At 58.3% G+C, this 20,374-nt stretch carries 22 protein-coding genes and 2 riboswitches; of the genes, 12 read left to right on the top strand and 10 right to left on the bottom strand.

The window, feature by feature from the left end; genetic code table 11:
• Window positions 1-93 precede the first annotated feature (93 nt).
• The 5 genes from gcvT to B9Z50_RS07540 form a co-directional block, all read right to left on the bottom strand.
• Window positions 94-1,233 carry a glycine cleavage system aminomethyltransferase GcvT gene (gene gcvT, locus B9Z50_RS07560; RefSeq protein ID WP_108363034.1) on the bottom strand — a complete coding sequence of 380 codons (1,140 nt, stop codon included), beginning with the start codon at window positions 1,231-1,233 and terminating at the stop codon, window positions 94-96.
• Between the two features lie 44 nt (window positions 1,234-1,277).
• A riboswitch (glycine riboswitch) is annotated at window positions 1,278-1,410 on the bottom strand.
• A 10-nt stretch (window positions 1,411-1,420) separates the two neighbouring features.
• A riboswitch (glycine riboswitch) is annotated at window positions 1,421-1,538 on the bottom strand.
• Between the two features lie 9 nt (window positions 1,539-1,547).
• Window positions 1,548-2,825, bottom strand: coding sequence for a TRAP transporter large permease (locus B9Z50_RS07555; protein ID WP_108363033.1), 1,278 nt, complete (start codon window positions 2,823-2,825; stop codon window positions 1,548-1,550).
• On the bottom strand, window positions 2,822-3,316 hold the full coding sequence (locus B9Z50_RS07550; protein ID WP_108363032.1) for a TRAP transporter small permease: 495 nt from the start codon (window positions 3,314-3,316) through the stop codon (window positions 2,822-2,824). Before B9Z50_RS07550 ends, B9Z50_RS07555 begins: the two co-directional genes overlap by 4 nt.
• A gap of 72 nt (window positions 3,317-3,388) precedes the next feature.
• On the bottom strand, window positions 3,389-4,360 hold the full coding sequence (locus tag B9Z50_RS07545; RefSeq protein WP_108363031.1) for a TRAP transporter substrate-binding protein: 972 nt from the start codon (window positions 4,358-4,360) through the stop codon (window positions 3,389-3,391).
• Window positions 4,361-4,549: 189 nt separating this feature from the next.
• Window positions 4,550-6,241: an electron transfer flavoprotein-ubiquinone oxidoreductase gene (locus B9Z50_RS07540; protein WP_108363030.1), complete on the bottom strand. Its 1,692-nt coding sequence runs from the start codon at window positions 6,239-6,241 to the stop codon at window positions 4,550-4,552.
• 152 nt (window positions 6,242-6,393) lie between these two features.
• Here B9Z50_RS07540 and B9Z50_RS07535 point away from each other — a divergent pair, with 152 nt between their 5' ends.
• Window positions 6,394-7,176, top strand: a complete 783-nt coding sequence (locus B9Z50_RS07535; protein ID WP_108363029.1) for an SDR family oxidoreductase — start codon at window positions 6,394-6,396, stop codon at window positions 7,174-7,176.
• A gap of 10 nt (window positions 7,177-7,186) precedes the next feature.
• Window positions 7,187-7,609 (top strand): thioesterase family protein, encoded by a 423-nt coding sequence (locus tag B9Z50_RS07530; protein WP_108363028.1) that lies wholly within the window; start codon window positions 7,187-7,189, stop codon window positions 7,607-7,609.
• Between the two features lie 5 nt (window positions 7,610-7,614).
• Here the strand turns inward: B9Z50_RS07530 and B9Z50_RS07525 are convergent, their stop codons facing one another.
• Complete coding sequence (locus tag B9Z50_RS07525; RefSeq protein ID WP_108363669.1) at window positions 7,615-8,511, bottom strand: metal-dependent hydrolase; 897 nt, start codon at window positions 8,509-8,511, stop codon at window positions 7,615-7,617.
• Between the two features lie 101 nt (window positions 8,512-8,612).
• Here B9Z50_RS07525 and B9Z50_RS07520 point away from each other — a divergent pair, with 101 nt between their 5' ends.
• Entirely contained in the window at window positions 8,613-9,344 is a 732-nt protein-coding gene (locus B9Z50_RS07520) for a TetR/AcrR family transcriptional regulator (RefSeq protein WP_233249804.1), read from the top strand.
• Here B9Z50_RS07520 and B9Z50_RS07515 read toward each other — a convergent pair.
• Window positions 9,302-9,910 (bottom strand): peroxidase-related enzyme, encoded by a 609-nt coding sequence (locus B9Z50_RS07515; RefSeq protein ID WP_108363026.1) that lies wholly within the window; start codon window positions 9,908-9,910, stop codon window positions 9,302-9,304. The genes B9Z50_RS07520 and B9Z50_RS07515 overlap by 43 nt on opposite strands.
• Before the next feature lie 57 nt (window positions 9,911-9,967).
• Between B9Z50_RS07515 and B9Z50_RS07510 the strand changes: the two genes are divergently transcribed.
• On the top strand, window positions 9,968-10,381 hold the full coding sequence (locus B9Z50_RS07510; protein WP_108363025.1) for a carboxymuconolactone decarboxylase family protein: 414 nt from the start codon (window positions 9,968-9,970) through the stop codon (window positions 10,379-10,381).
• A gap of 39 nt (window positions 10,382-10,420) precedes the next feature.
• On the opposite strand, the gene B9Z50_RS07505 is transcribed toward B9Z50_RS07510, so the two are convergent.
• A complete protein-coding gene (locus tag B9Z50_RS07505) occupies window positions 10,421-10,981 on the bottom strand; it encodes a PAS and helix-turn-helix domain-containing protein (protein WP_108363024.1) in 561 nt (186 codons plus the stop codon).
• Window positions 10,982-11,059: 78 nt separating this feature from the next.
• Here B9Z50_RS07505 and B9Z50_RS07500 point away from each other — a divergent pair, with 78 nt between their 5' ends.
• Both B9Z50_RS07500 and B9Z50_RS07495 read left to right on the top strand, forming a co-directional pair.
• Window positions 11,060-11,767 (top strand): CoA transferase subunit A, encoded by a 708-nt coding sequence (locus B9Z50_RS07500; RefSeq protein ID WP_108363023.1) that lies wholly within the window; start codon window positions 11,060-11,062, stop codon window positions 11,765-11,767.
• Between the two features lies 1 nt (window position 11,768).
• Window positions 11,769-12,410, top strand: coding sequence for a 3-oxoacid CoA-transferase subunit B (locus B9Z50_RS07495; protein ID WP_108363022.1), 642 nt, complete (start codon window positions 11,769-11,771; stop codon window positions 12,408-12,410).
• 118 nt (window positions 12,411-12,528) lie between these two features.
• On the opposite strand, the gene B9Z50_RS07490 is transcribed toward B9Z50_RS07495, so the two are convergent.
• Window positions 12,529-13,350: a bZIP transcription factor gene (locus tag B9Z50_RS07490; RefSeq protein ID WP_108363021.1), complete on the bottom strand. Its 822-nt coding sequence runs from the start codon at window positions 13,348-13,350 to the stop codon at window positions 12,529-12,531.
• A 222-nt stretch (window positions 13,351-13,572) separates the two neighbouring features.
• Between B9Z50_RS07490 and B9Z50_RS07485 the strand changes: the two genes are divergently transcribed.
• Window positions 13,573-13,755 (top strand): hypothetical protein, encoded by a 183-nt coding sequence (locus B9Z50_RS07485; protein ID WP_199221687.1) that lies wholly within the window; start codon window positions 13,573-13,575, stop codon window positions 13,753-13,755.
• Between the two features lie 63 nt (window positions 13,756-13,818).
• Here B9Z50_RS07485 and B9Z50_RS07480 read toward each other — a convergent pair whose 3' ends face one another.
• Entirely contained in the window at window positions 13,819-14,514 is a 696-nt protein-coding gene (locus tag B9Z50_RS07480; RefSeq protein ID WP_108363020.1) for a GntR family transcriptional regulator, read from the bottom strand.
• A 91-nt stretch (window positions 14,515-14,605) separates the two neighbouring features.
• Here B9Z50_RS07480 and dctP point away from each other — a divergent pair, with 91 nt between their 5' ends.
• The 5 genes from dctP to B9Z50_RS07455 are packed head-to-tail and all read left to right on the top strand — an operon-like array spanning window position 14,606 to window position 20,339.
• Window positions 14,606-15,601: a TRAP transporter substrate-binding protein DctP gene (dctP, locus tag B9Z50_RS07475; protein WP_108363019.1), complete on the top strand. Its 996-nt coding sequence runs from the start codon at window positions 14,606-14,608 to the stop codon at window positions 15,599-15,601.
• A gap of 13 nt (window positions 15,602-15,614) precedes the next feature.
• A complete protein-coding gene (locus tag B9Z50_RS07470; protein WP_199221686.1) occupies window positions 15,615-16,145 on the top strand; it encodes a TRAP transporter small permease in 531 nt (176 codons plus the stop codon).
• Window positions 16,142-17,449, top strand: coding sequence for a TRAP transporter large permease (locus B9Z50_RS07465; protein WP_108363017.1), 1,308 nt, complete (start codon window positions 16,142-16,144; stop codon window positions 17,447-17,449). The genes B9Z50_RS07470 and B9Z50_RS07465 overlap by 4 nt, the downstream gene beginning before the upstream one ends.
• A gap of 7 nt (window positions 17,450-17,456) precedes the next feature.
• Window positions 17,457-18,770, top strand: a complete 1,314-nt coding sequence (locus B9Z50_RS07460) for a malonyl-CoA decarboxylase domain-containing protein (protein WP_233249803.1) — start codon at window positions 17,457-17,459, stop codon at window positions 18,768-18,770.
• Window positions 18,771-18,791: 21 nt separating this feature from the next.
• A complete protein-coding gene (locus B9Z50_RS07455; RefSeq protein WP_108363016.1) occupies window positions 18,792-20,339 on the top strand; it encodes a malonyl-CoA synthase in 1,548 nt (515 codons plus the stop codon).
• Window positions 20,340-20,374: the final 35 nt, after the last annotated feature.

Here is a 20,374-nt window from a genome sequence, read left to right as displayed (position 1 = left end):
CTGGTGTGTGTTTGGAAATTAATCGGGGTCAGATCCCAATTGTTTGGCTTGAGTTGGTGTGTGGATTTAATTGGGATCTGACCCCGATTAACTTCAACCGCGGAAATAGCGGTTGGGTACGAAGGGCAGGCCGCTGACTTCCATGGGCACGGCTTTGCCGCGCACCATGGCGTTCAGACGTGTGCCCGACGCTGCATATTCTGCCTGCACATAGGCCAGCGCCACGGGCTGATCGGCGGTGGGGGCGAGCAGCCCGCTGGTGACTTCGCCCACTTTTTGACCGTCGTCGTTGTGCAACTCAACGTGCTCGCGCACCGGCACGCGCTCCAAGCCCACCAAACCCACACGCAGACGCTGGGCCGGGGTTGTGCCGTCGAGCTGTGAAAGGATCTTGCCGGCACCCGGAAAGCCACCCGCACGGGCGCCACCGGTGCGGCGCACCTTTTGCATGGCCCAGTTCAGGCCCCCTTCGACCGGGGTGGTGCTGGTGTCGATGTCGTTGCCGTACAGGCACAGCCCGGCTTCCAGGCGAAGCGAGTTGCGCGCTCCCAGGCCAATCGGCTTGACCTCAGGCTGGGTCAGAAGGCTGCGTGCAAAGGCCTCGGCAGCGTGGGCAGGCACAGAAATTTCGAAACCGTCTTCGCCGGTGTAGCCGCTGCGTGTCACGTACAAATCGGCACCGTCCCAAGTGGCAGGCATGCCAGTCATGAACACCAATTTTTCAACGCCAGACAACAGGCGCTGCAAAGCGGTCACAGCTTGTGGGCCTTGCAGGGCCAGCAAGGCGCGGTCAAATTGCGGCGTGATGGTGCAGCGGCTGCCGATGCGCTGCTGGATGTGGGCCAAATCGCCGTGTTTGCAAGCACCGTTGACGATCACAAAAATATCGCCACCATTGGCCACATCGCGGTTCACAAACATCAGGTCGTCGACGATGCCGCCTTCGTCATTCAGCAGCAGGCCGTAGCGCTGCTTGTTAACGCCCAAGCCGATCACGTCCACCGGCATCAGGCTTTCAAAGGCGGCTGCGGCATCCGGCCCGCTCAGGCACAACTGCCCCATGTGAGAAACGTCGAAGAGGCCTGCTGCGTTGCGGGTGTGGTGGTGCTCGGCGACCAGGCCAGCGGGGTATTGCACCGGCATGCTGTAACCAGCAAAAGGCACCATGCGGGCGCCCAGCTCGATGTGCAATGCGTTCAAAGGGGTGGTGAGCAAGTCGGCAGCAGCGGTCACAGAAACTCCAAGGGCAATGAAAAACCACAGCACGTGCTGTGGCGCTTGCCCTCGCTGTCCGCTTTACCTGAGAGATTCGCCGGGAACATTCAGCCAAAAAGCCAAACACTCTGCGGGTTGCTCCTTCGGTGGATGCCGTGGATCGATGTCCCGGCACCTCTCTCCAGTGAGGTAACGCCTTGGGTAAAGCGTTTTGTCAGTCCTTTTGCCTGAGCGTTCAGCAGTTTTTCAAACCGCCTGCGCCTTCGGCGGCCTGACTTGTTTCACAAGGGAAGACAAGTCAGGCGCTCTCCTGACAGAGGTGGATTCTAACTTTATTTGTTGTAAATCCAGTCTCGCAAGGTCAGGGATATTTCGGGCACGTAGCTGATCAGCATCAGACAGGCCAGGATCACGCCGATGAAGGGGATGAGGTCTTTGACGATCCTGTCCAGCGAGATTTTGGCCACCGTGCAGGCTGCAAACAGGTTCACGCCAAAGGGCGGTGTGATCATGCCCAAGGCCAAGTTCACCACCATGACCATGCCGAAGTGGATCGGATCGATGCCAAAGTGCATGGCCACCGGCACCAAAATCGGAGCCAGCACGATGATGGCCGCACCGGTTTCGATGAACATGCCGATGATGAACAAGGCCGCGTTGATGCCCAACAAGAAATAGACGGGTGACTGCAGGACTTCTTGCAACCACATGCCAATCGCTGCGGGCACGCCCGCACGGGTGATCAAGAACGCAAACAAGCCGGCGTTGGCAATGATGAACATGATCACGGCGCTGGAAATGACCGATTTGCGCAAGATGTTGAAGATGTCTTGGAGGCTGATTTCACGGTAAATGAGTGTGCCCACCATGAAGGAATACAGCACTGCCACAGCGGCCGCTTCGGTGGGGGTGAAGATGCCGCCGTAAATGCCCCCGAGCACGATCACGGGCATCAGCAAGGCCCAGCCAGCCTGCCAAGTGGCCTTGCCAAAGCTTAAGCGGACATCGCCGTCGTTTTTGCCCCAGCCCATGTACTTGGAGTAGAGCCAAACAAACAGCATGAGCGAGCCGCCAATCAACAGACCTGGCCCGACACCTGCCACAAACATTTCACCGATGGAGACTTCGGCGCTCACGCCGAACAAGATCATGGGAATGGAGGGGGGGATAACCACGCCCAGTTCGGCCGAGGTGGCTTGCAAGGCAGTGGCCCAAGGACGGGGGTAGCCGTGTTTGATGAGAGCCGGGATCAGAATCGCACCAATGGCAAATGTGGTGGCCACCGAAGAGCCCGAGACGGCCGCAAAAATCATGCACGTCAACACGCAGGTCATGGGCAAGCCACCCTGAATGCCGCCGACAATGCTTTTGGAAAATTCAATCAGCCGCTTGGAAATGCCACCGGTTTCCATCAGGTTACCCGCCAAAATAAAGAAGGGAATGGCGGCCAAGGGGAATTTGTTGATGGAGTTGAACATTTCCTTGACGGAAATGAGCATGTTGGCGTTGGCAATCTGGATGCCCACCACGGCCGACAGGCCAATGGACACGGCCACAGAAACACTGAGTGCAAAGCACAGCAGCATGGTGATCAGCATGGCGGCACTCATTGCGCGTTCTCCAGTTCCAGACGCTGGGGGTCCAGCCAATTGCCAATGATGCCGATGATGCTGAAGATCGCGCCCACAGGCATGGCCAAGTAAGCCCAAAACATGGAGACGCCCTCCAGTCCGATCATTGATTGGACACTGCCCCGATTGGCGTAGTCCCAGCCCCACCACAAAATGATGCCGCTGAGTGTGAGGGCCGCAAGGGCCACCACGGTATCGAGCACGCGTCGCATGCGCTGGCCGCTCAGGCGGTAAAGCATGTCAACGCTGACCATGGCCCCTTGGCGAAAAGCCGTAGGAATGCCCAAGAACACCATCCAGATCAGGCTAAAACGGATGAGCACTTCTGTCCATTCAGCAGGCGATTCAAGTATGAACCGGGTCACGATCTGGTGGATGCCAAAGCCGCTGGCAAGCGCCATCATCACACAAGCGATCCCCATCGAAATCGATGTGGTCCAGTGTTCAAAACGTAAAAATAGTTGTTTCATCGGCCCGTTACTTTGCTGAATTGAAAAACGCCCGCCAGCGCTGGCCGGTCGGGCGTTGCAAAAAGCTTCAGATCACTTGAAGTTGCGGATGCGGTCCAAGTTGGCTTTGCCGAATTGCTTTTCAAACTCGGCCATGGCCGGTGCCATGGTGGCGACAAACTTGGACTTGTCCACGTTCTCGATGATGGTCATGCCTTTTTTGCGCAATTCAGCCACACCATTGGCATCATCCTTGTCCACGCGAGCGCGGTTGGCCTTCACGGCTTCCTTGGCCGAGTCGAGGAAGATTTGCTTGTCAGCAGCGCTGAGTTTGTCGAATGACGCCTTGTTCATCAAGATGACCGCAGGTGAATAAACGTGGCCTGTGAGGGACAGGTGTTTTTGCACTTGGTCAAAGTTGGCGGCCATGATCACCGACAGCGGGTTTTCCTGACCGTCCACAGTGCCTTGCTGCAAGGCGGTGAACACTTCAGGGAAAGCCATAGGAGTAGTCACAATGCCCAGACTCTTGTAGGCCGTGACGTGCACCGGGTTTTCCATGGTGCGCATTTTCAAACCTTTAAGGTCAGCAGGCGCATTCACGGCTCGCTTGCTGTTGGTCATGTGGCGCACACCGTTCTCACCCCAAGCCAAGGCCTTGAAGCCTTTGGAGTCGAACTTGGTCAGCAGTTCTTGGCCAATGGGGCCATCCAGCACAGCACGCGCGTGGGCTTTGTCTCGGAATAAAAAGGGCACATCCAAAATCCGTGCTTCTGGCACAAAATTGGGTACAGGGCCGGTGGAAGTGGTGGTCAGTTCTTGAGTGCCCAGCTGCACGGATTCAATGGATTCGCGCTCGCCGCCCAAAGAGCCAGAGTAGAAGTTTTGGATTTTGATGCGCCCATTGGTGCGCTTTTCAACTTCTTTGGCCAGCGTGTCGATGGCTTCACCCTGGTGCGAGTTTTGGCCGACAGAGATGCTGTTGCGCATGGTGACTTGCGCAGAGGCCGTGGCCAGAACACCAACGGCCAAACTCAGGCCCAACATCAGTTTGCTCAATTTCATTCGAAAGCTCCTCGTGGATCGGTGGACGACAACAAATTGCGGATCAACTTGTCATACAAGTTCATTATGGTGTGATCATTGCGCTGTGGGCCTAGGGTTTTCGCGGGGGTGCTGTTGCCTTGGCGACGCCACTAAACGTGACCGAAAAAAAGAGGCCCCGAAGGGCCTCTTGAATTGAATGCACAGGACTTACATGCCCGTGTAGTTGGGGCCGCCGCCGCCCTCTGGCGTGACCCAAACGATGTTTTGGGTGGGGTCCTTGATGTCGCAGGTTTTGCAGTGCACGCAGTTTTGCGCGTTGATCTGCAGACGATCTGTGTTGTCCTCGTTCTTGACGTATTCGTACACCCCGGCCGGGCAGTAGCGGCTTTCTGGCCCGGCAAACTTGGCCAGGTTGATGCCCACCGGCACCGATGCGTCTTTCAGCGTCAGGTGGGCTGGCTGGTTTTCTTCGTGGTTGGTGTTGCTGATGAACACGCTGCTCAAACGGTCAAAGGTCAATTTGCCGTCGGGCTTGGGGTAGACGATTTGTTCGCATTCGGCCGCGGGCTTGAGGTAGGTGTGGTCGGCCTTGTCGCGGCGCAGGGTCCATGGGATGTGGCCGCGCAAAACAAACTGCTCGAGGCCGTTCATCAGTGTGGCCACCGTCAGGCCCTTCTTGAACCAGGTCTTGAAGTTGCGTGACTTGTTCAGTTCGGTGTGCAGCCAGCTGGCCTCGAAAGCCTCAGGGTAGGCGCTCAGCTCGTCGTGTTCGCGACCGGCCACGATGGCGTCGTACGCCGCCTCGGCAGCCAGCATGCCGGTCTTGATGGCAGCGTGGCTGCCCTTGATGCGGCTCACGTTCAGGTAACCGGCGTCACAGCCGACCAGTGCACCGCCCGGAAACACGGTCTTGGGCAGGCTCATCAGGCCGCCTGCGGTGATGGCGCGGGCGCCGTAGCCGATGCGCTTGGCGTTGACTTCGCCCTTGTCGTTGGTGAAGTACCACTTGATGTTGTTGTGGGTTTTCCAGCGCTGGAACTCTTCAAAGGGGCTGAGCCAAGGGTTGGCGTAGTCCAGACCCACCACGTAACCGATGGCGATCTTGTTGTCCTCCATGTGGTACATGAAAGCACCGCCATAGGTGTCGTTGTTCATGGGCCAGCCGGCGGTGTGCATCACAAAGCCGGGTGTGTGGCGTGAAGGATCAATCTCCCAGACTTCCTTGATGCCGATGCCGTAGGTTTGTGGGTCGCGGCCGTCGTCGAGTTTGTATTTGGCGATCAGCTGTTTGCCCAGATGGCCGCGTGCACCTTCGGCGAACACGGTGTACTTGCCATGCAGCTCCATACCGAGCTGGAAGTTCTCAGTGGGCTCGCCATCTTTGCCGATGCCCAGATTGCCGGTGGCCACACCTTTGACGGAGCCGTCATCGTTGTAGAGCACTTCGGCGGCGGTGAAGCCGGGGAAAATTTCCACGCCCAAATTCTCGGCCTGCTGGGCCAGCCAGCGTGTGAAGTTGGACAGGCTGATGATGTAGTTGCCGTGGTTTTGTGCGCACTCGGGCAAGAAGATGCCGGGGGTGCGGGTGGCACCGGTTTCGCTCAAAAAGCTCCAGGCATCATCGGTCACGGGCTGGTTCAGCGGTGCCCCCAACTCTTTCCAGTTGGGCAAGAGTTCGGTCAGGGCCTTGGGGTCCATGATGGCGCCGCTCAGGATGTGGGCTCCGGGCTCACCGCCTTTTTCCAGCACCACCACCGACACGTCGGTGCCTTTTTCAGCGGCCAGTTGTTTGAGGCGAATGGCCGTGGACAGGCCAGCGGGGCCGCCACCGACCACCACCACGTCATAGGGCATGGATTCGCGGGGGCCGTAGGTGCTCAGGATTTCTTCGGGGCTCATGACAGACTCTTTTGAACAAGTTAGATTTCGGAGGCCCGGCACCTGGGGTGTCGGGCGTGTGACTCATTTTATGCATCTTGGGGCGGCTTCCCGCGCACAATGGTGTCAGCTGTTGCGGTGCAACGGATGCTAAACCCCTGGAAGGATTTGACATGGCTTATGAAATCGATTTGTCGGGGCGTGTGGCCCTGATCACGGGTGCGTCGGGCGGCTTGGGCGCGCAATTTGCCAAAACCCTGGCTGCTGCCGGAGCGGGCGTTGTGCTGGCCAGTCGTCGCATGGAAAAACTCAAAGACCTTCGCGCCGAGATTGAAGCGGCTGGCGGTGATGCGCATGTGGTCGAGATGGACGTGACCGACCGCCACAGCATTGCGGCTGCCGTGGCGCACGCTGAAACAGAGATGGGCAGCATCGACATCTTGGTGAACAACTCTGGCGTGAGCACCACCCAACGCATCCAAGACGTGACGGAAGAAGACTTCGACTTCATCATGAACACCAATGTGCGCGGGGCGTTTTTTGTGGCGCAAGAGGTGGGCAAGCGCATGCTGGCCCGCGCCAAGGGGGCGGCGCCTGGCAGCTTCACGGGCGGGCGCATCATCAACATCGCCTCGATGGCAGGGCTCAAAGTGCTGCCGCAAATTGGCGTGTACTGCATGAGCAAGGCGGCTGTGATCCAGATGACCAAAGCTTTTGCGGTGGAGTGGGGCAAGTTCGGCATCAACGTGAACGCGATTTGCCCGGGCTACATCGATACCGAGATCAATCACCACCATTGGCAAACCGAGCAAGGTCAAAAGCTCATCAGCATGCTGCCGCGCAAGCGCGTGGGCCAGCCACAAGACCTGGACGCCTTGTTGATGCTGCTGGCCAGCGATCAGAGCCACTTCATCAACGGCGCGGTAGTGTCGGCTGACGACGGTTTTGCGGTGTGAGGGCCAAGCTATGAAGTTGGCGTTGCCCGAACGCAAGAAGCTGGTCAATGAATTGGTCATTCCCATTCGCTGGGGTGACATGGACGCCATGGGCCACGTCAACAACACGGTTTATTTCCGCTACCTGGAGAGCACCCGTATCGACTGGTTTGACAAGATCGGTTTCACCCCGAACCCTCAAGGCGAGGGCCCGGTGATCGTCAATGCCTTTTGCAATTTTTACAAACAGTTTGAATACCCGGGCGACATCTTGGCCAAGATGTTTGTGAGCGACCCGGGACGCACCACGTTTGAAAGCTGGTGCACGCTGGAGCGGACCGATCAGCCCGGTGTGGTGTTTGCCGCAGGCGGTGCAACCACGATTTGGGTGGATTTCCCCAAGCAAAAAGCCGTGAGCCTACCCGAATGGGTGCGGGCCTTGGTCAGCGACTGAAAGCTTCAGGCGTTGGATTGGGCAGGTGCGCCCACCGCGCGCCATTGGTCGGCGTGGCTCTGCAGCCAGTCTTGCGACAACGTGGCGCTGCCCACTTGCATGGGGTGAAAGTCTTTGCGGGTGTATTGCCACAACGGCTTGGCCACGCGCCAGACCATGCCGTGGCGACCGAAAAGGAATTTGGAGGCAGACCACCAAGTCGAAGGCTTGAACAATGTTTTGTCGTGCCAAAGGTTGTTGACGGTCTGGCGGAAGACGTCGGTGCTGAACTGCACCGTGACGTACCAGAACCAGCGCATGCGCCACTGGTGGTTGCCGCCCAAGCGTTGGTACAGGTCAAAGGCCACGCATTTGTGTTCGGACTCTTCGGCCGCGTGCCAGCGCCAAAGGGTTTTGAGGGGTTCTTCGGCCCCGGCAAACCAGTCGCCCGGTTGGTCGATGTTCTCCAGGGTCAGGTCACCAAAAATGGCGGTGTAGTGCTCAAAAGCGGCCGTAATGGCCAATTCGTGCAGGTAACCCTTGTCGCTTTTGCTGAAGAACTCATCGCGGCCCTTTTTCAATCGCTGCTCGGCGCGTGGGCCCCAGTGGTTCACCAAGCCTTGCTTTTCCAAGTGGGCGTTGTAGAGCGCATGCAGGTGGCGGTGGGTCGCTTCTTGGCCCACAAAGCCCTTGGCGATTTGCTTGAGTTCGGCGTTTTCAGGGGTGTCGGGCAGTTGTTTGGCGCCAGCCTTGACCGCATCAATGAAAGACTGCTCACCCACTGGAAAGCTCATGGACAAAGCGTTGGCATAAGCCGTCAAAAAAGCATCACCGCCATTCCAGTGGCGCGAGAAACCCTGGCTCAGGTCCACGCTCAGGCGGCGCACGGTCAACTCGGTCGGGGCGGCGGGGTGGTTGTTCATGGTGGGTCTCGTGTGCAAATAGGTCAGAATGTGAGCATTGTTCAGGTTTTGCAAAGACCTTGCAACTCGCTATCTGCTCAGATTTTCAAAAAAGGCTTTTTATGCCCGCCGCCAAACCCGCTTCAAAACCCACCATCAAGCCACAGGCCAAGCCCCAAGCCGATCTCAGCCTGCGTCGCCAGCCTTCTCAGGCCCGCGCGCAGCAAACCATGCAGACCCTTTTTAAGGCCGCTGCTCAGATTCTCGACAGGGAAGGCGAGGGCGGTTTGACCACCAACAAGGTGGCTGCGGCTGCCGGGTTTTCAATTGGCACGCTGTACCAATACTTTCCGAGCAAAGAGGTGCTGGTGCGGGCCATGGCCGCTCGCGGGCAAGAGATGGTGCTGCAGGAGTTGGGGCGTTATCTGAGTGAGCTGGAAACCCTGCCCAATGTGCGCGAGCTCGATGGGCGCGAGCTGCTGGGTCAGGCCATACGCATTTTGGTGCGCGGTTTTGCCACCGGCAAGGGCTTGAGCCAAAGCCTGATTCACCTGTGCTGGACGCTGGAAAAGCCCGATGAAACCGCCAGCGCTGTGCGTCAGGTGGCAGATCGCCTGGCCATTTTTTTTGAACGCATCGATCACCCTGCGCTGCAAATGCCGAGCCCAGCACAGCTTTTTGTCCTGACCCGCTCGGTCATCGGCACACTGCGCAGCGCCAGCCTGGAGAAGTCGCCCCTGCTGGGCAGCCCCGCGTTTGAAGATGCCCTCGTGCAAATGGCCTGGGCTTTGCTGGCCCGCCCGCCAGCACTTCAGGCCGCAGGTTTGGCCTTGGGGGCACGGCCCATCAGGTAGAACTCGGGGTTGGGCATCATGCCGCTGAAACTGGCCATGCGGTTGCTCAGCCCAAAGAAAGCGGTGATGGCCGCGATGTCCCAGATGTCTTCGTCGTTGAAACCGTGGGCGTGCAGGGCTGCAAAGTCGGCGTCTTCCACTTCATGGGATTGGTTGCAGACCTTGAGCGCAAAGTCCAGCATGGCGCGTTGACGGGGGCTGATGTCGGCCTTGCGGTGGTTGATGGCCACTTGGTCGGCCACCAAAGGGTTTTTCTCGTAGATGCGCAAGATGGCGCCATGCGCCACCACGCAATACAGGCAGTGGTTGGCTGCGCTGGTGGTGGTCACGATCATCTCGCGCTCGCCTTTTGTGAGGCCGCTGTCTCGCCCCACCGACTCGGGCACCATCAGTGCATCATGGTAGGCAAAAAACGCACGCCACTCTGCGGGGCGGCGTGCAAAGGCTAAAAACACGTTGGGCACAAAACCGGCCTTTTCTTGCACTTCGAGCACCTTGGCGCGGATATCGTCAGGCAAGTCCTTGATTTCGGGGGCGGGGTAGCGTGATGGTGTAGGTGTGCTCATGGTGTCTCCTGTGGGGCAAGCCTTTGATTATGCTCTCGGGTCTTTAAGGAGTCTGTCATGTCCAAAACACCGATCGAAAATGCACGCCAAGCCTATGCCGATGATGCGGCCTTCCAAGCCGGGCTCAACACCCGCAGCCAGGTCATGGGCGCCGAATATGTGGACCGCGCCCTGGGCGCCGCCACCGACTTCACCATGCCCATGCAGGCGTTCATCACGGCCAATGCTTGGGGCAATGTGTGGCAGCGCCCTGGGCTGGACCTGAAAACCCGCAGCCTCATCACCGTGGCCATGCTCACGGCGCAAGGCAAACACCAAGAACTCAAAGCCCATGTGCGTGGCGCATTGACCAACGGTGCCACGCCCGAAGAAATCCGCGAACTCATGCTGCACGCTACCGTCTACTGCGGCTTTCCGACGGCCATCGACGCCTTCAGGATTGCTGCTGAGGTGATTGAGCCGAAAACTTGAGGTGCCAGGCAAGCGTAGACCAACAGGTCAAGGCTGGGGCTACCCCCGCACCAGCTTCTGTATCAAATCCGCAGCCCCGGTGGCTTCGTATTTGCGCATGAGCTTGACGCGGTAAATCTCCACGGTGCGGTGGCTGATACCCAAGCCTTTGCCGATTTCCTTGCTGGTCTGGCCGTCCATCAGGTGGGCGGCGACCTCGCGCTCGCGGGCGGTGAGTTCGGCTTTGACGGGTTTGCGGGCTGACAGGTCTTCAAAGGTCCAGATGCCCGCCTCGTGTGGGGCTTCGCGGTTGAGCGCCCGGCCCGTCACATGGCACCAAAAGGTTTCGCCTTTGAATCGGCCGTCCACCCGTTTCATGACCCGGTCGTCGGCGTACACACCTTTGGCGTTCAGGATGGGGGCGATCCGTTGTCCGGTGCGCTCGTATTCGTCGGCGCTGGGGTAGAGCAGCTGAAAGCTTTGGCCGGTCAGTTGCTCGCGGCTGACGCCAAACATGTCGCACACGCGCTGGTTGCAGTCGACGATGGTGCGGTTGCGTGACAGCACCATGCCGATGGGGGCGAGGTCGAAGGCGAGGCGGTAATCGATGTCGTTTGACATGAGGGCAGACCATTACGAAAAACTACGTAGTCCAATACGTAGTATCGTATCGTTTTCATCCTGTATCTGGAGATTGGCGTGAACAAGATTTTTCCCTCCGCAGCCGAGGCCCTCAAGGGCATCGTGGCTGACGGGCAACTCATTGGTGTGGGCGGTTTTGGCCTGTGCGGCATTCCCGAAGCTTTGATTGCGGCGCTGCGTGACAGCGGCGTGCAAAACTTGACGGCCATTTCCAACAACGCGGGTGTGGACGACTTCGGCCTGGGTCTCTTGCTGCAGACACGTCAAATCAAGAAGATGATTTCTTCTTATGTGGGCGAGAACAAAGAGTTTGAGCGCCAGTACTTGGCAGGCGAGCTGGCCTTGGAGTTCACACCCCAGGGCACCCTGGCCGAGAAGCTGCGTGCCGGCGGTGCGGGCATTCCGGCCTTCTTCACCAAGACCGGTGTGGGCACCTTGGTCGCCGAAGGCAAAGAGCTGCGCGAATTCGACGGTGAAACCTATGTGATGGAGCGCTCTTTGGTGCCCGATGTGTCGCTGGTCAAAGCGCACCGCGCCGACAAATCCGGCAACCTGCAGTTCCGTTACACCTCGCGCAACTTCAACCCGGCTGTGGCCATGGCCGGCAAGATGTGTGTGGTCGAGGTCGAGGAGATTGTGGAAACCGGCGAGATGCACCCCGACAGCGTTCACTTGCCCGGCATTTATGTGCACCGCATCGTGCTGAACACGAAGCCAGAAAAACGCATCGAGAAACGCACCATCACTGAAAAGGCGGGAGTCTGATATGAGCTGGAGTCAAGACCAAATGGCCGCCCGTGCGGCCCACGAACTGGAAGACGGTTTCTATGTGAACCTGGGCATCGGCATCCCCACGCTGGTGGCCAACTTTGTACCCGCCGACAAGGAAGTCTGGCTGCAAAGCGAAAACGGCATGCTGGGCATCGGGCCGTTTCCGACTGAAGACGAGGTGGATGCCGACCTGATCAACGCGGGCAAGCAGACCGTGACGACCATCAAAGGCTCGTCGATTTTTGGCAGCGAACAGTCGTTTGCCATGATCCGCGGCGGCAAGATCAACTTGTCCATCCTGGGCGCGATGCAAGTGACCGACAAGGGCGATTTGGCCAACTGGATGATTCCCGGCAAGATGGTTAAGGGCATGGGCGGCGCGATGGACCTGGTGGCGGGCGTCAAGCGCGTGATCATCCTGATGGAACACGTTGCCAAAAAGAAAGACGGCACCGAAGACATGAAGATCTTGCCCGAGTGCACCTTGCCGCTCACCGGCAAAGGCGTGGTCGACCGCATCATCACCGACCTGGCCGTGATGGACGTGACGGACGCGGGCCTCAAAGTGGTCGAGCTGGCCCCGGGCGTGACGCCTGAGCAGCTGCAAAGCAAGACCGGCGTGAAACTGATTTTCTGATCGGTTGCTGCGTTCATGACAAAAGGCCCTTTGTGGGCCTTTTGTCATGTTGTGGCATTGCACAGTGGGTTGTCGTCCTGTGTGAGGCGCTCACCGGTCGGGCCCAAACCCTCCACATTCAAACCGCCAGTTGAGCCTGCAACTGCGCCACCTGTGCACGCAGCGCCTGGTTTTCTGCGGTCAAGGCGGCAACCTGATCGTGCAGGGCTTGCAACTCTCTGGCTGCGTGGCCAGCTTTGTCGGCATCTGCAGAGGGCTGGGTGTCTGGTGGCGTTTTTCGGTTGACATCACGCACCCGCTTGGCGGCTTGTTTGAGCACGTCTTTGCCACCCAGGGCGGCGCTTTTTTGCTCTTCGGCAGGCAGGCTGGCCACGGCAGCGGCGGCATTGATGGAGATGACGCCTGACTTGACGGCAGCCACCAGTTCAGGCGCTGCTTGTTGACGAATTTTTTCGATCTGTACCACCTGGCTGTTGCTCAGGCGAGCGGCCTTGGCAATGTCGGCGCGGCTTTTGAGTGGGTTGGACTCTGGCACAGCGCCGTTCTGGGGCGTGCGGTGTGAATCTTCAGGGGGCGCTTCATGCACAGAAGCGGTCGCGGCGATGGCTTGGGCCCGCCGCTCGGACAGAATTTCTCGCTTGCGCAAGGCCAGCACACCACGCTGAAAATCCGACACACTGCGCCGCCCCAAGTGTTGGTCGATCATCCACAGGTGCACGTCCTCGATCGATTGGAAGCGTGTGTTTTGCACCGTCTGAAAGGGTAGGCCATGCTTTTGACAGATGCCGAAGCGGTTGTGCCCGTCCACCAGCAGATCGCCCCACAGCACCAAGGCGTCACGGCAGCCTTCGCCCAGGATGCTGCGCTCCAGCGCCGCATGCTCATCGGGCGTGAGTGGGTCGATGTAGGCTTTGAGTTCTTCGTTGACGGTGATATTCATGAGCTGGGTACAAATGCAGAAGGCCCCTTGCGGGGCCTTCTGAAAATTGGCGAAAAATCTGGAGCGGGTGATGGGAATTAAATAATTACCCTAACTTCTTGATTTGAAATAATATTTTAAAAGAGAATTAACTTTCTACCAACAAAAATACCAACAAATGTGTTTTTGTCCTGATTGATGCTGCCGTGCTTCTTTGAACTACTCACTTTCAAGTCTTTGCCTTTGTCTGGTGGTTCTTCCTTCGCTCCCTTTGCAATCGACGAAGACCCGCGCACCAGCGCACTGCTGCGTCAATTGAGCGAAGTGGATGCCTGGCTGAAAGGCCAAGCGCACAAGCTGGCCACGGCTGAAGAAGCGCTGGCCGTGCAAGAGCTGGTCGAGGCCATGCTGGCAGGGCAGGCCTGAAAAACCAAACCCCGCTGACAGGCATTGGGGGCGGTTTTGGCACTTTGGATGGGCCATCTCGGCTCAGGCCCGTTCGGGGCTCGCGCTCGCTTGGCGGCTTTGGGTGAGCGCGCTGATCAAATCGGTGAACCTTTGCCCCTGCACCAAAACGTGTTGCCGTGCCGCCTGGGCGGCCAATTCTTCTTCGCCGTTGCGGATGGCTTGCGCCAAATTGCGGTGTTCAGCCACCGACTGGGCCAAGCGGTGGCGAACTTGCAGTTGCAGACGCCGGTAAGGCTTGAGCCGGTTTTTCAGTTGAATCGTCTCTTGCACCAAAAAGGCATTGCCACTGGCGCGGTAAATCAGCTGGTGAAAAGTGTCGTTGGCATGGTAGTAAGTGTTGGCTTCGCCTTTTTCTGCCTCGGTTTCACAGTGTTCCATGGCCTGCGAGAGGTCTGCGATCAGGGTTTTGTCGGCACGCCGGGCGGCCAAGCGCGCGCACATGGCCTCCAGTTCGGCCATGACCTCAAACATCTCGATCAGGTCGGCGGTGCTGATGCTGGCCACATAGGTCCCCCTTTTGGGCCTGACCTCGACCAAGCCACTGGCTTCGAGTTGCTGAAAGGCTTCGCGCACAGGGGTTCGCGAGACGCCGTATTGCGCGGCGATGTCATCCATGTGCAATTGATCGCCGGGTCTCAGGCGGCCCTCGACGATGTCGTCTTCAATTTGTTCGCGAACGCGCTGAACCAAGGATCGGGTTCGGTGAGGTGTGCTCATGGTGATCGGTGTTCAGGGGTAAACCACTAGGAAACGCTCAGGCTCATACATATAACATTCCGACTCTTTTATACAACAGCAGGAGACATCCATGAAACCCGTTTTCAAGAATATAGCCGCCATCGCAGTTTGGACTGGCGTTGCCCTGTCGGCCCAAGCCGATATCGTGTTGAAGGCTTCGCACCAATTCCCTGGTGGCAAAGGGGATGCGCGTGACGAAATGGTGCAAATGATTGCACGCGAGGTCGCAGCAGCCAATGTGGGCTTGACGATCAAAGTGTTTCCTGGCTCCAGCTTGGTCAAGCCCAAAGAGCAATGGAAGGCCATGCTCAGCGGTCAAATTGACATGACCTCCCTGCCGCTTGATTACGCCTCCGGCTTTCACCCCGAGTTTGGTGCCACTTTGATGCCTGGTTTGGTGAAAAACCACACGCACGCCCGCCAAATCAATGCCTCCCCTTTCATGGATGACATCCGGGCCATCATCAACCGTGGCGGTGTCGACGTGTTGGCCGATGCCTGGTTGGCGGGTGCTTTTGCCGGCAAAGACAAGTGCATTTTGGAGCCCAAGGACGCGGATGGTCTGAAGATCCGTTCGGCCGGTGCGACCTTTGCGCAAATGTGGGCTGGGGCTGGTGCTTCCATTGTTTCTGTGCCCTCCAGTGAGGTGTACAGCGCCTTGCAACAAGGCGTGGCGCAGGGAACAGACACCTCGGCTGGCAGTTTTGTGTCCTTCCGACTCTACGAGCAAGTCAAGTGCCTGACCGCGCCTGGCGACCAGGCGCTGTGGTTCATGTACGAGCCTGTGCTGATCTCCAAAAAAGCCATGGCTAAATTGAATGCAGCGCAAAAAGCAGCCTTGATGGCGGCCTCCAAAAAAGCAGAAGATTATTTTGCAGCCGAGTCCAAGAAGCTCGACGACAAGATGGTCGAGGCCTACAACAAGGCCGGTGTGAAGGTGGTCACCATGACCGCCGCACAGGCCGACATGTGGCGTGCAGTGGCAGCCAAAACTTCTTACGCGGAGTTTGCCAAGACCGTGCCCACAGGCAAGGCGCTGATCGACAAGGCGCTGACCGTCAAGTAAGCAGGAGCCTCTCTTGAAACAGCTGCACCAATGGGTTTGCCGTCTGTCTGAGTGGAGCGGCGTCGTGGCCGCTGCACTCATGATCGTGTCGGTGTTCGTCGTTTGTCAAATGATCTTCGTGCGTGCCGTGCTTGGAGAATCGTCTATCTGGCAAACCGAATTTGTGACTTTCGCCTTGGTGGCGGCCACGTTTCTCGGGGCCCCTTACATTTTGCTCACGCGTGGGCATGTCAACGTTGATTTGCTGCCCATGTTCTTGGGCGATTCCGCACGTTTGGCGCTGGCCTGGTTGGCCTCCATTTTGTCATTGGGCTTTTGCGTGCTCTTTTTGTACAGCGCGGCCCATTGGTGGTGGGAGGCTTGGGAATTGGATCTCAAGACGCCCAGCATCTGGAATGCCCGTTTGTGGATTCCTTACCTGAGCGTACCGGTTGGCATGACGTTGGTCTGCCTGCAATATGTGGTGGACATGTGGGCCTTGGCCACAGGCCGCGATTTGCCTTTCGGCATGCCTGCCGCCCACGACATGAAGGAAATGGCATGACCCCCTTATTGATGGGCGGCATCATTTTTGCCGTCGCTTTGTTGTTGTTGGCCACGGGCATGCCCATCGCGTTTGCGCTGGGCAGTACCGCCTTGATTTTCATGGTCTGGTCGGATGGTTGGGGCTCGGTTCTGTACATGGCCGACACCGTGTTTTCTGGGCTGGACGATTTCACACTGGCCTCCATTCCGATGTTCATCATCATGGGGGCTGCGGTGGCGTCTTCGCGGGCGGGCAGCGACTTGTACGAAGCCCTGAACCGCTGGTTGTACAAAGTGCCCGGCTCGTTGGTGATTTCCAACATCGGCGCGTGCGCGCTGTTTTCGGCCCTGACCGGTTCATCCCCAGCCACCTGCGCGGCGATTGGCAAGATGGGCATCCCGGAGATGCGCCGTCGTGGCTACGAGGCCGACCTGGCCACGGGTTCGATCGCTGCAGGAGGCACACTGGGCATTTTGATCCCGCCCAGCGTGACCATGATTTTGTACGGCATTGCCAGCGAGACATCGATTGGCCGCTTGTTCATTGCGGGCATCTTGCCTGGCCTGTTGCTCACAGGTTTGTTCATTGCCTGGGCGCTTTTCTTGAGCTGGCGTCGTGGAACCGGGCTGGGCAAAACCAACGAAAGCTACAGCTGGGCCCAACGCTTTGAGTTATTGCCCCGTCTGCTGCCTTTGATGGGCGTGATTGTGGGTGTGATTTATGCACTCTACGGCGGCATCGCCACCCCCTCCGAGGCCGCCGGTGTGGGGGCTGCTTTGTGCTTGTTGATGGTGATCGTGATTTACCGGATGTGGAATTTCACCGCCATCTGGGGCATCGTGCGAGAGGCCATTCGCGAGTCCGGCATGCTGCTGCTGATCATCGGCATGTCGGTGCTGTTCAGCTACGCCATGTCTTCGAGCTTGGTGACCCAAAGCGTTGCCCAAGCCATTGCCGAGCTGAACGTCAACCGCTGGGTGTTGCTGGGCATCATCAACATGTTGCTCTTGGTCCTTGGGTGTTTCTTGCCCCCGGCAGCGATCATCTTGATGACCACCCCCATCATCTTGCCCGTGATCACGGCAGCAGGCTTTGATCCGATTTGGTTTGGCGTGGTGCTGACCATCAACATGGAGTTGGGTTTGATCACCCCGCCGGTGGGCTTGAACCTGTTTGTCATCAATGGCATCACGCCAGATGTCAAGTTGACCACCATTCTTCGTGGTGCTTTCCCTTTCATGATGTGCATGGTGTTGTCCATTGTTTTGTTGTGCGTGTTCCCTGAAATTGCGACTTGGTTGCCCACTTACCTGATGGGTTGAACGCACCATGATGTCCTGGAAAAATCTGCTGGCTTTGGGGCAACGCGCCAAGGCCGATGGCGGCTTTGCCAAATTGGTCGATGCATGCCATCAGCTGGTTTCTGAGCGGGGGCAAGCCAACATGTATGTGCTGGCGGCAGCGGTGGTGCGAGGCTGGGAGGCGCTCAGCCAAGACCGACAAGAAGCCTTTTTTGCGGTCTTGGCCACCGAGTTTGCACCCGATGAACGTGTGGTCAAGGCGGCCGCGACGGCTTACCTCAAAGAGGCCTCACCTGAGGCTTTGTCGCACTTGTCCCATGTGACCGAATCGCCTCGGCAAGAGCTGTTCCGGCGGATCAACCGCACCCCAAAAGGGACCGCAACCCTGTTGTCCATGCGGGTGGCCTTGATGGGCTGCATGAATAACCGAAAAGGTTTGAAGGCTGTGGATGCGGACTTTCTGCACCTACTCAGCTCGTGGTTCAACCCGGGATTTTTGCGTTTCGAACCGGTCAGCTGGAACTCCTCGGCCGCGTTGCTTGAAAAAATCATCCAACACGAAGCCGTGCACGCCATCGACAGCTGGACCCACTTGCGCCGACGGCTGGAGTCCGACCGCCGCTGTTACGCGTTCTTTCATCCGCAGCTGCCCAATGAGCCCTTGATTTTTGTGGAAGTGGCGCTCATGAACGACATTCCCGGAGAAATTGCCCCCCTTATTGCACTGCGCAGTGAGGCCGAACTCGTCAAATTGGCCAAAGCCAGAAAAGCGCCGGCACCCACCACCGCCATTTTTTACTCCATCAGCAACTGCCAGCCAGGTTTGCGGGGGGTGTCGCTGGGCAACTTCCTGATCAAGCGGGTGGCCGAGCACCTGGCCGCCGAGGTCGAGAGTTTGAAGACCTATTGCACCTTGTCGCCGGTGCCAGGATTCATGCGCTGGATCGAGAAAGTCGACCCCGCCAAGTTGTCGGCCAAGGATGGCTTGGCCCATGCCACGTTGACCCACTGGTTGGCGGCGCACAAACCCCTGTTGGCCGACCATGTCAACACCATGCCGGCCAATGTCAAAGACTGTCTTTTGCGCTTGTGCACGGGCTTTCTGGTGGGCCAAACCCACGGCCAGCTGGCAGACCCCGTGGCACGCTTTCACCTCGACAATGGTGCGCGCTTGGAGGCGGTGCATGTCGGTGCTGACCTGTCTGCCAAAGGGCTGCAGCAGTCGGCCTCTCTGATGGTCAATTATTTGTATGATTTGGGCTCCGTCGAAGCCCGTCACCAGGCCTTTGTGAACGAGGAAGTCGTGTACGCCAACCCATTGAAAAAATGGGTCAAAGCCTGAGTTTCTTTTGAGCGTTATCCCATGACAACCCACCCTAATTTTTTCGTCGCACTTCAAAACGCGTTTCCAGCCAACAAGCAAGCCACGGCCGTCTGGGCCGAAGAGGGGCTCACCTACAGCTGGCAAGACTTGGAAGACCAAACCGCCAGGTTGGCCAACTTGATTGACTCGCTCCAGTTGCCCCCCAGCAGCCGGATCGCGGTGCAAGTGGACAAGTCGGTGGAGATGCTGATGCTCTACCTGGCCACTTTGCGTGCCGGGCATGTGTTTCTGCCCTTGAACACCGCTTACCAAAGCAGCGAGGTGGATTACTTCTTGGGCAACGCCACGCCCGCGGTGGTGGTGTGCAGTCCGGCCAACTTGGGCTGGGTGACGCCCATCGCGGCCCAAAACAAAGTGGCCCACGTCTTCACTCTCGATGACAAGCGCCAGGGCAGTTTGCTCGAAAGTGCGGCGTCCATGGCCAGCCAACATACCCCTGCCCGGGTCGCACCCGACGCGTTGGCCGTCATCATCTACACCAGCGGCACGACAGGGCGCAGCAAGGGGGCCATGCTGTCCCACAGCAACATCGCCAGCAATGCCCAAACGCTCAAGACATATTGGAACTGGCAGGCCGATGATGTGCTGATCCACGCGCTGCCGATTTTCCATGTGCATGGCTTGTTTGTCGCCATCCATGGGGCCTTGATCAACGGCAGCCCCATGATCTGGATGAACAAGTTTGACCCCAAGCGCAGCATTGAACACATGTCGCAGGGCACGGTGTTCATGGGCGTGCCCACGCTTTACACCCGCATGTTGGCCGAGCCCGGCCTGAACAAGGCGGCCACCGCCCACATGCGGCTGTTTGTGTCAGGCTCAGCCCCCATGTTGGCTGAAACCCACGCCGCTTGGCAAGCGGCCACGGGTCACGCCATTTTGGAACGCTACGGCATGAGTGAAACCGTGATGCTGACCTCCAACCCCTGCTTGCCGGATGCCCGTTTTAATGGCCAGTCCGAGCGGCGCGGCGGCACGGTCGGTTTCCCTTTGCCCGGCGTGACGCTGCGTGTGGTCGACGAAGCGAACCAGCCCCTGCCTGCGGACGAAATCGGTGGGATTCAAGTCAAAGGCCCCAATGTGTTTTTGGGCTACTGGCAAATGCCAGAAAAAACAGCGGAAGAGTTCACCGCAGACGGCTTCTTCAAAACCGGTGACGTGGGGCAGCAAGCCGCCGACGGCTATGTGACCATCGTAGGCCGAAGCAAGGACTTGATCATCAGCGGGGGCTACAACGTCTACCCCGCAGAGATCGAATCGTTCATCAACAACCTGGACGGCGTGGCCGAGAGCGCGGTGGTCGGCGTGCCCCATCCTGACTTTGGCGAGGTGGGTGTGGCGGTGGTGGTGGCCAAGCCGGGCGCCAGTGTCTCGCCGGAATCGGTGGTTCAGGCCATCAAGTCACAAATGGCCAATTTCAAAGTGCCCAAGCACTGCGTGCTGATCGACACCTTGCCCCGCAACATCATGGGCAAGGTACAGAAAAACGTTTTGCGCGATGCACACAGCCACAGGTTTCAGAAGTAGAAACCAGCGGCCATCCATGCAAAACGCCCCGAAAG

This window comes from Limnohabitans sp. Bal53 (assembly GCF_003063355.1).
Lineage (GTDB): Bacteria > Pseudomonadota > Gammaproteobacteria > Burkholderiales > Burkholderiaceae_C > Limnohabitans_A.
The sequence above is the reverse complement of the archived record's forward strand: the minus strand, read 5'-3'. Positions and strand labels throughout refer to the sequence as shown.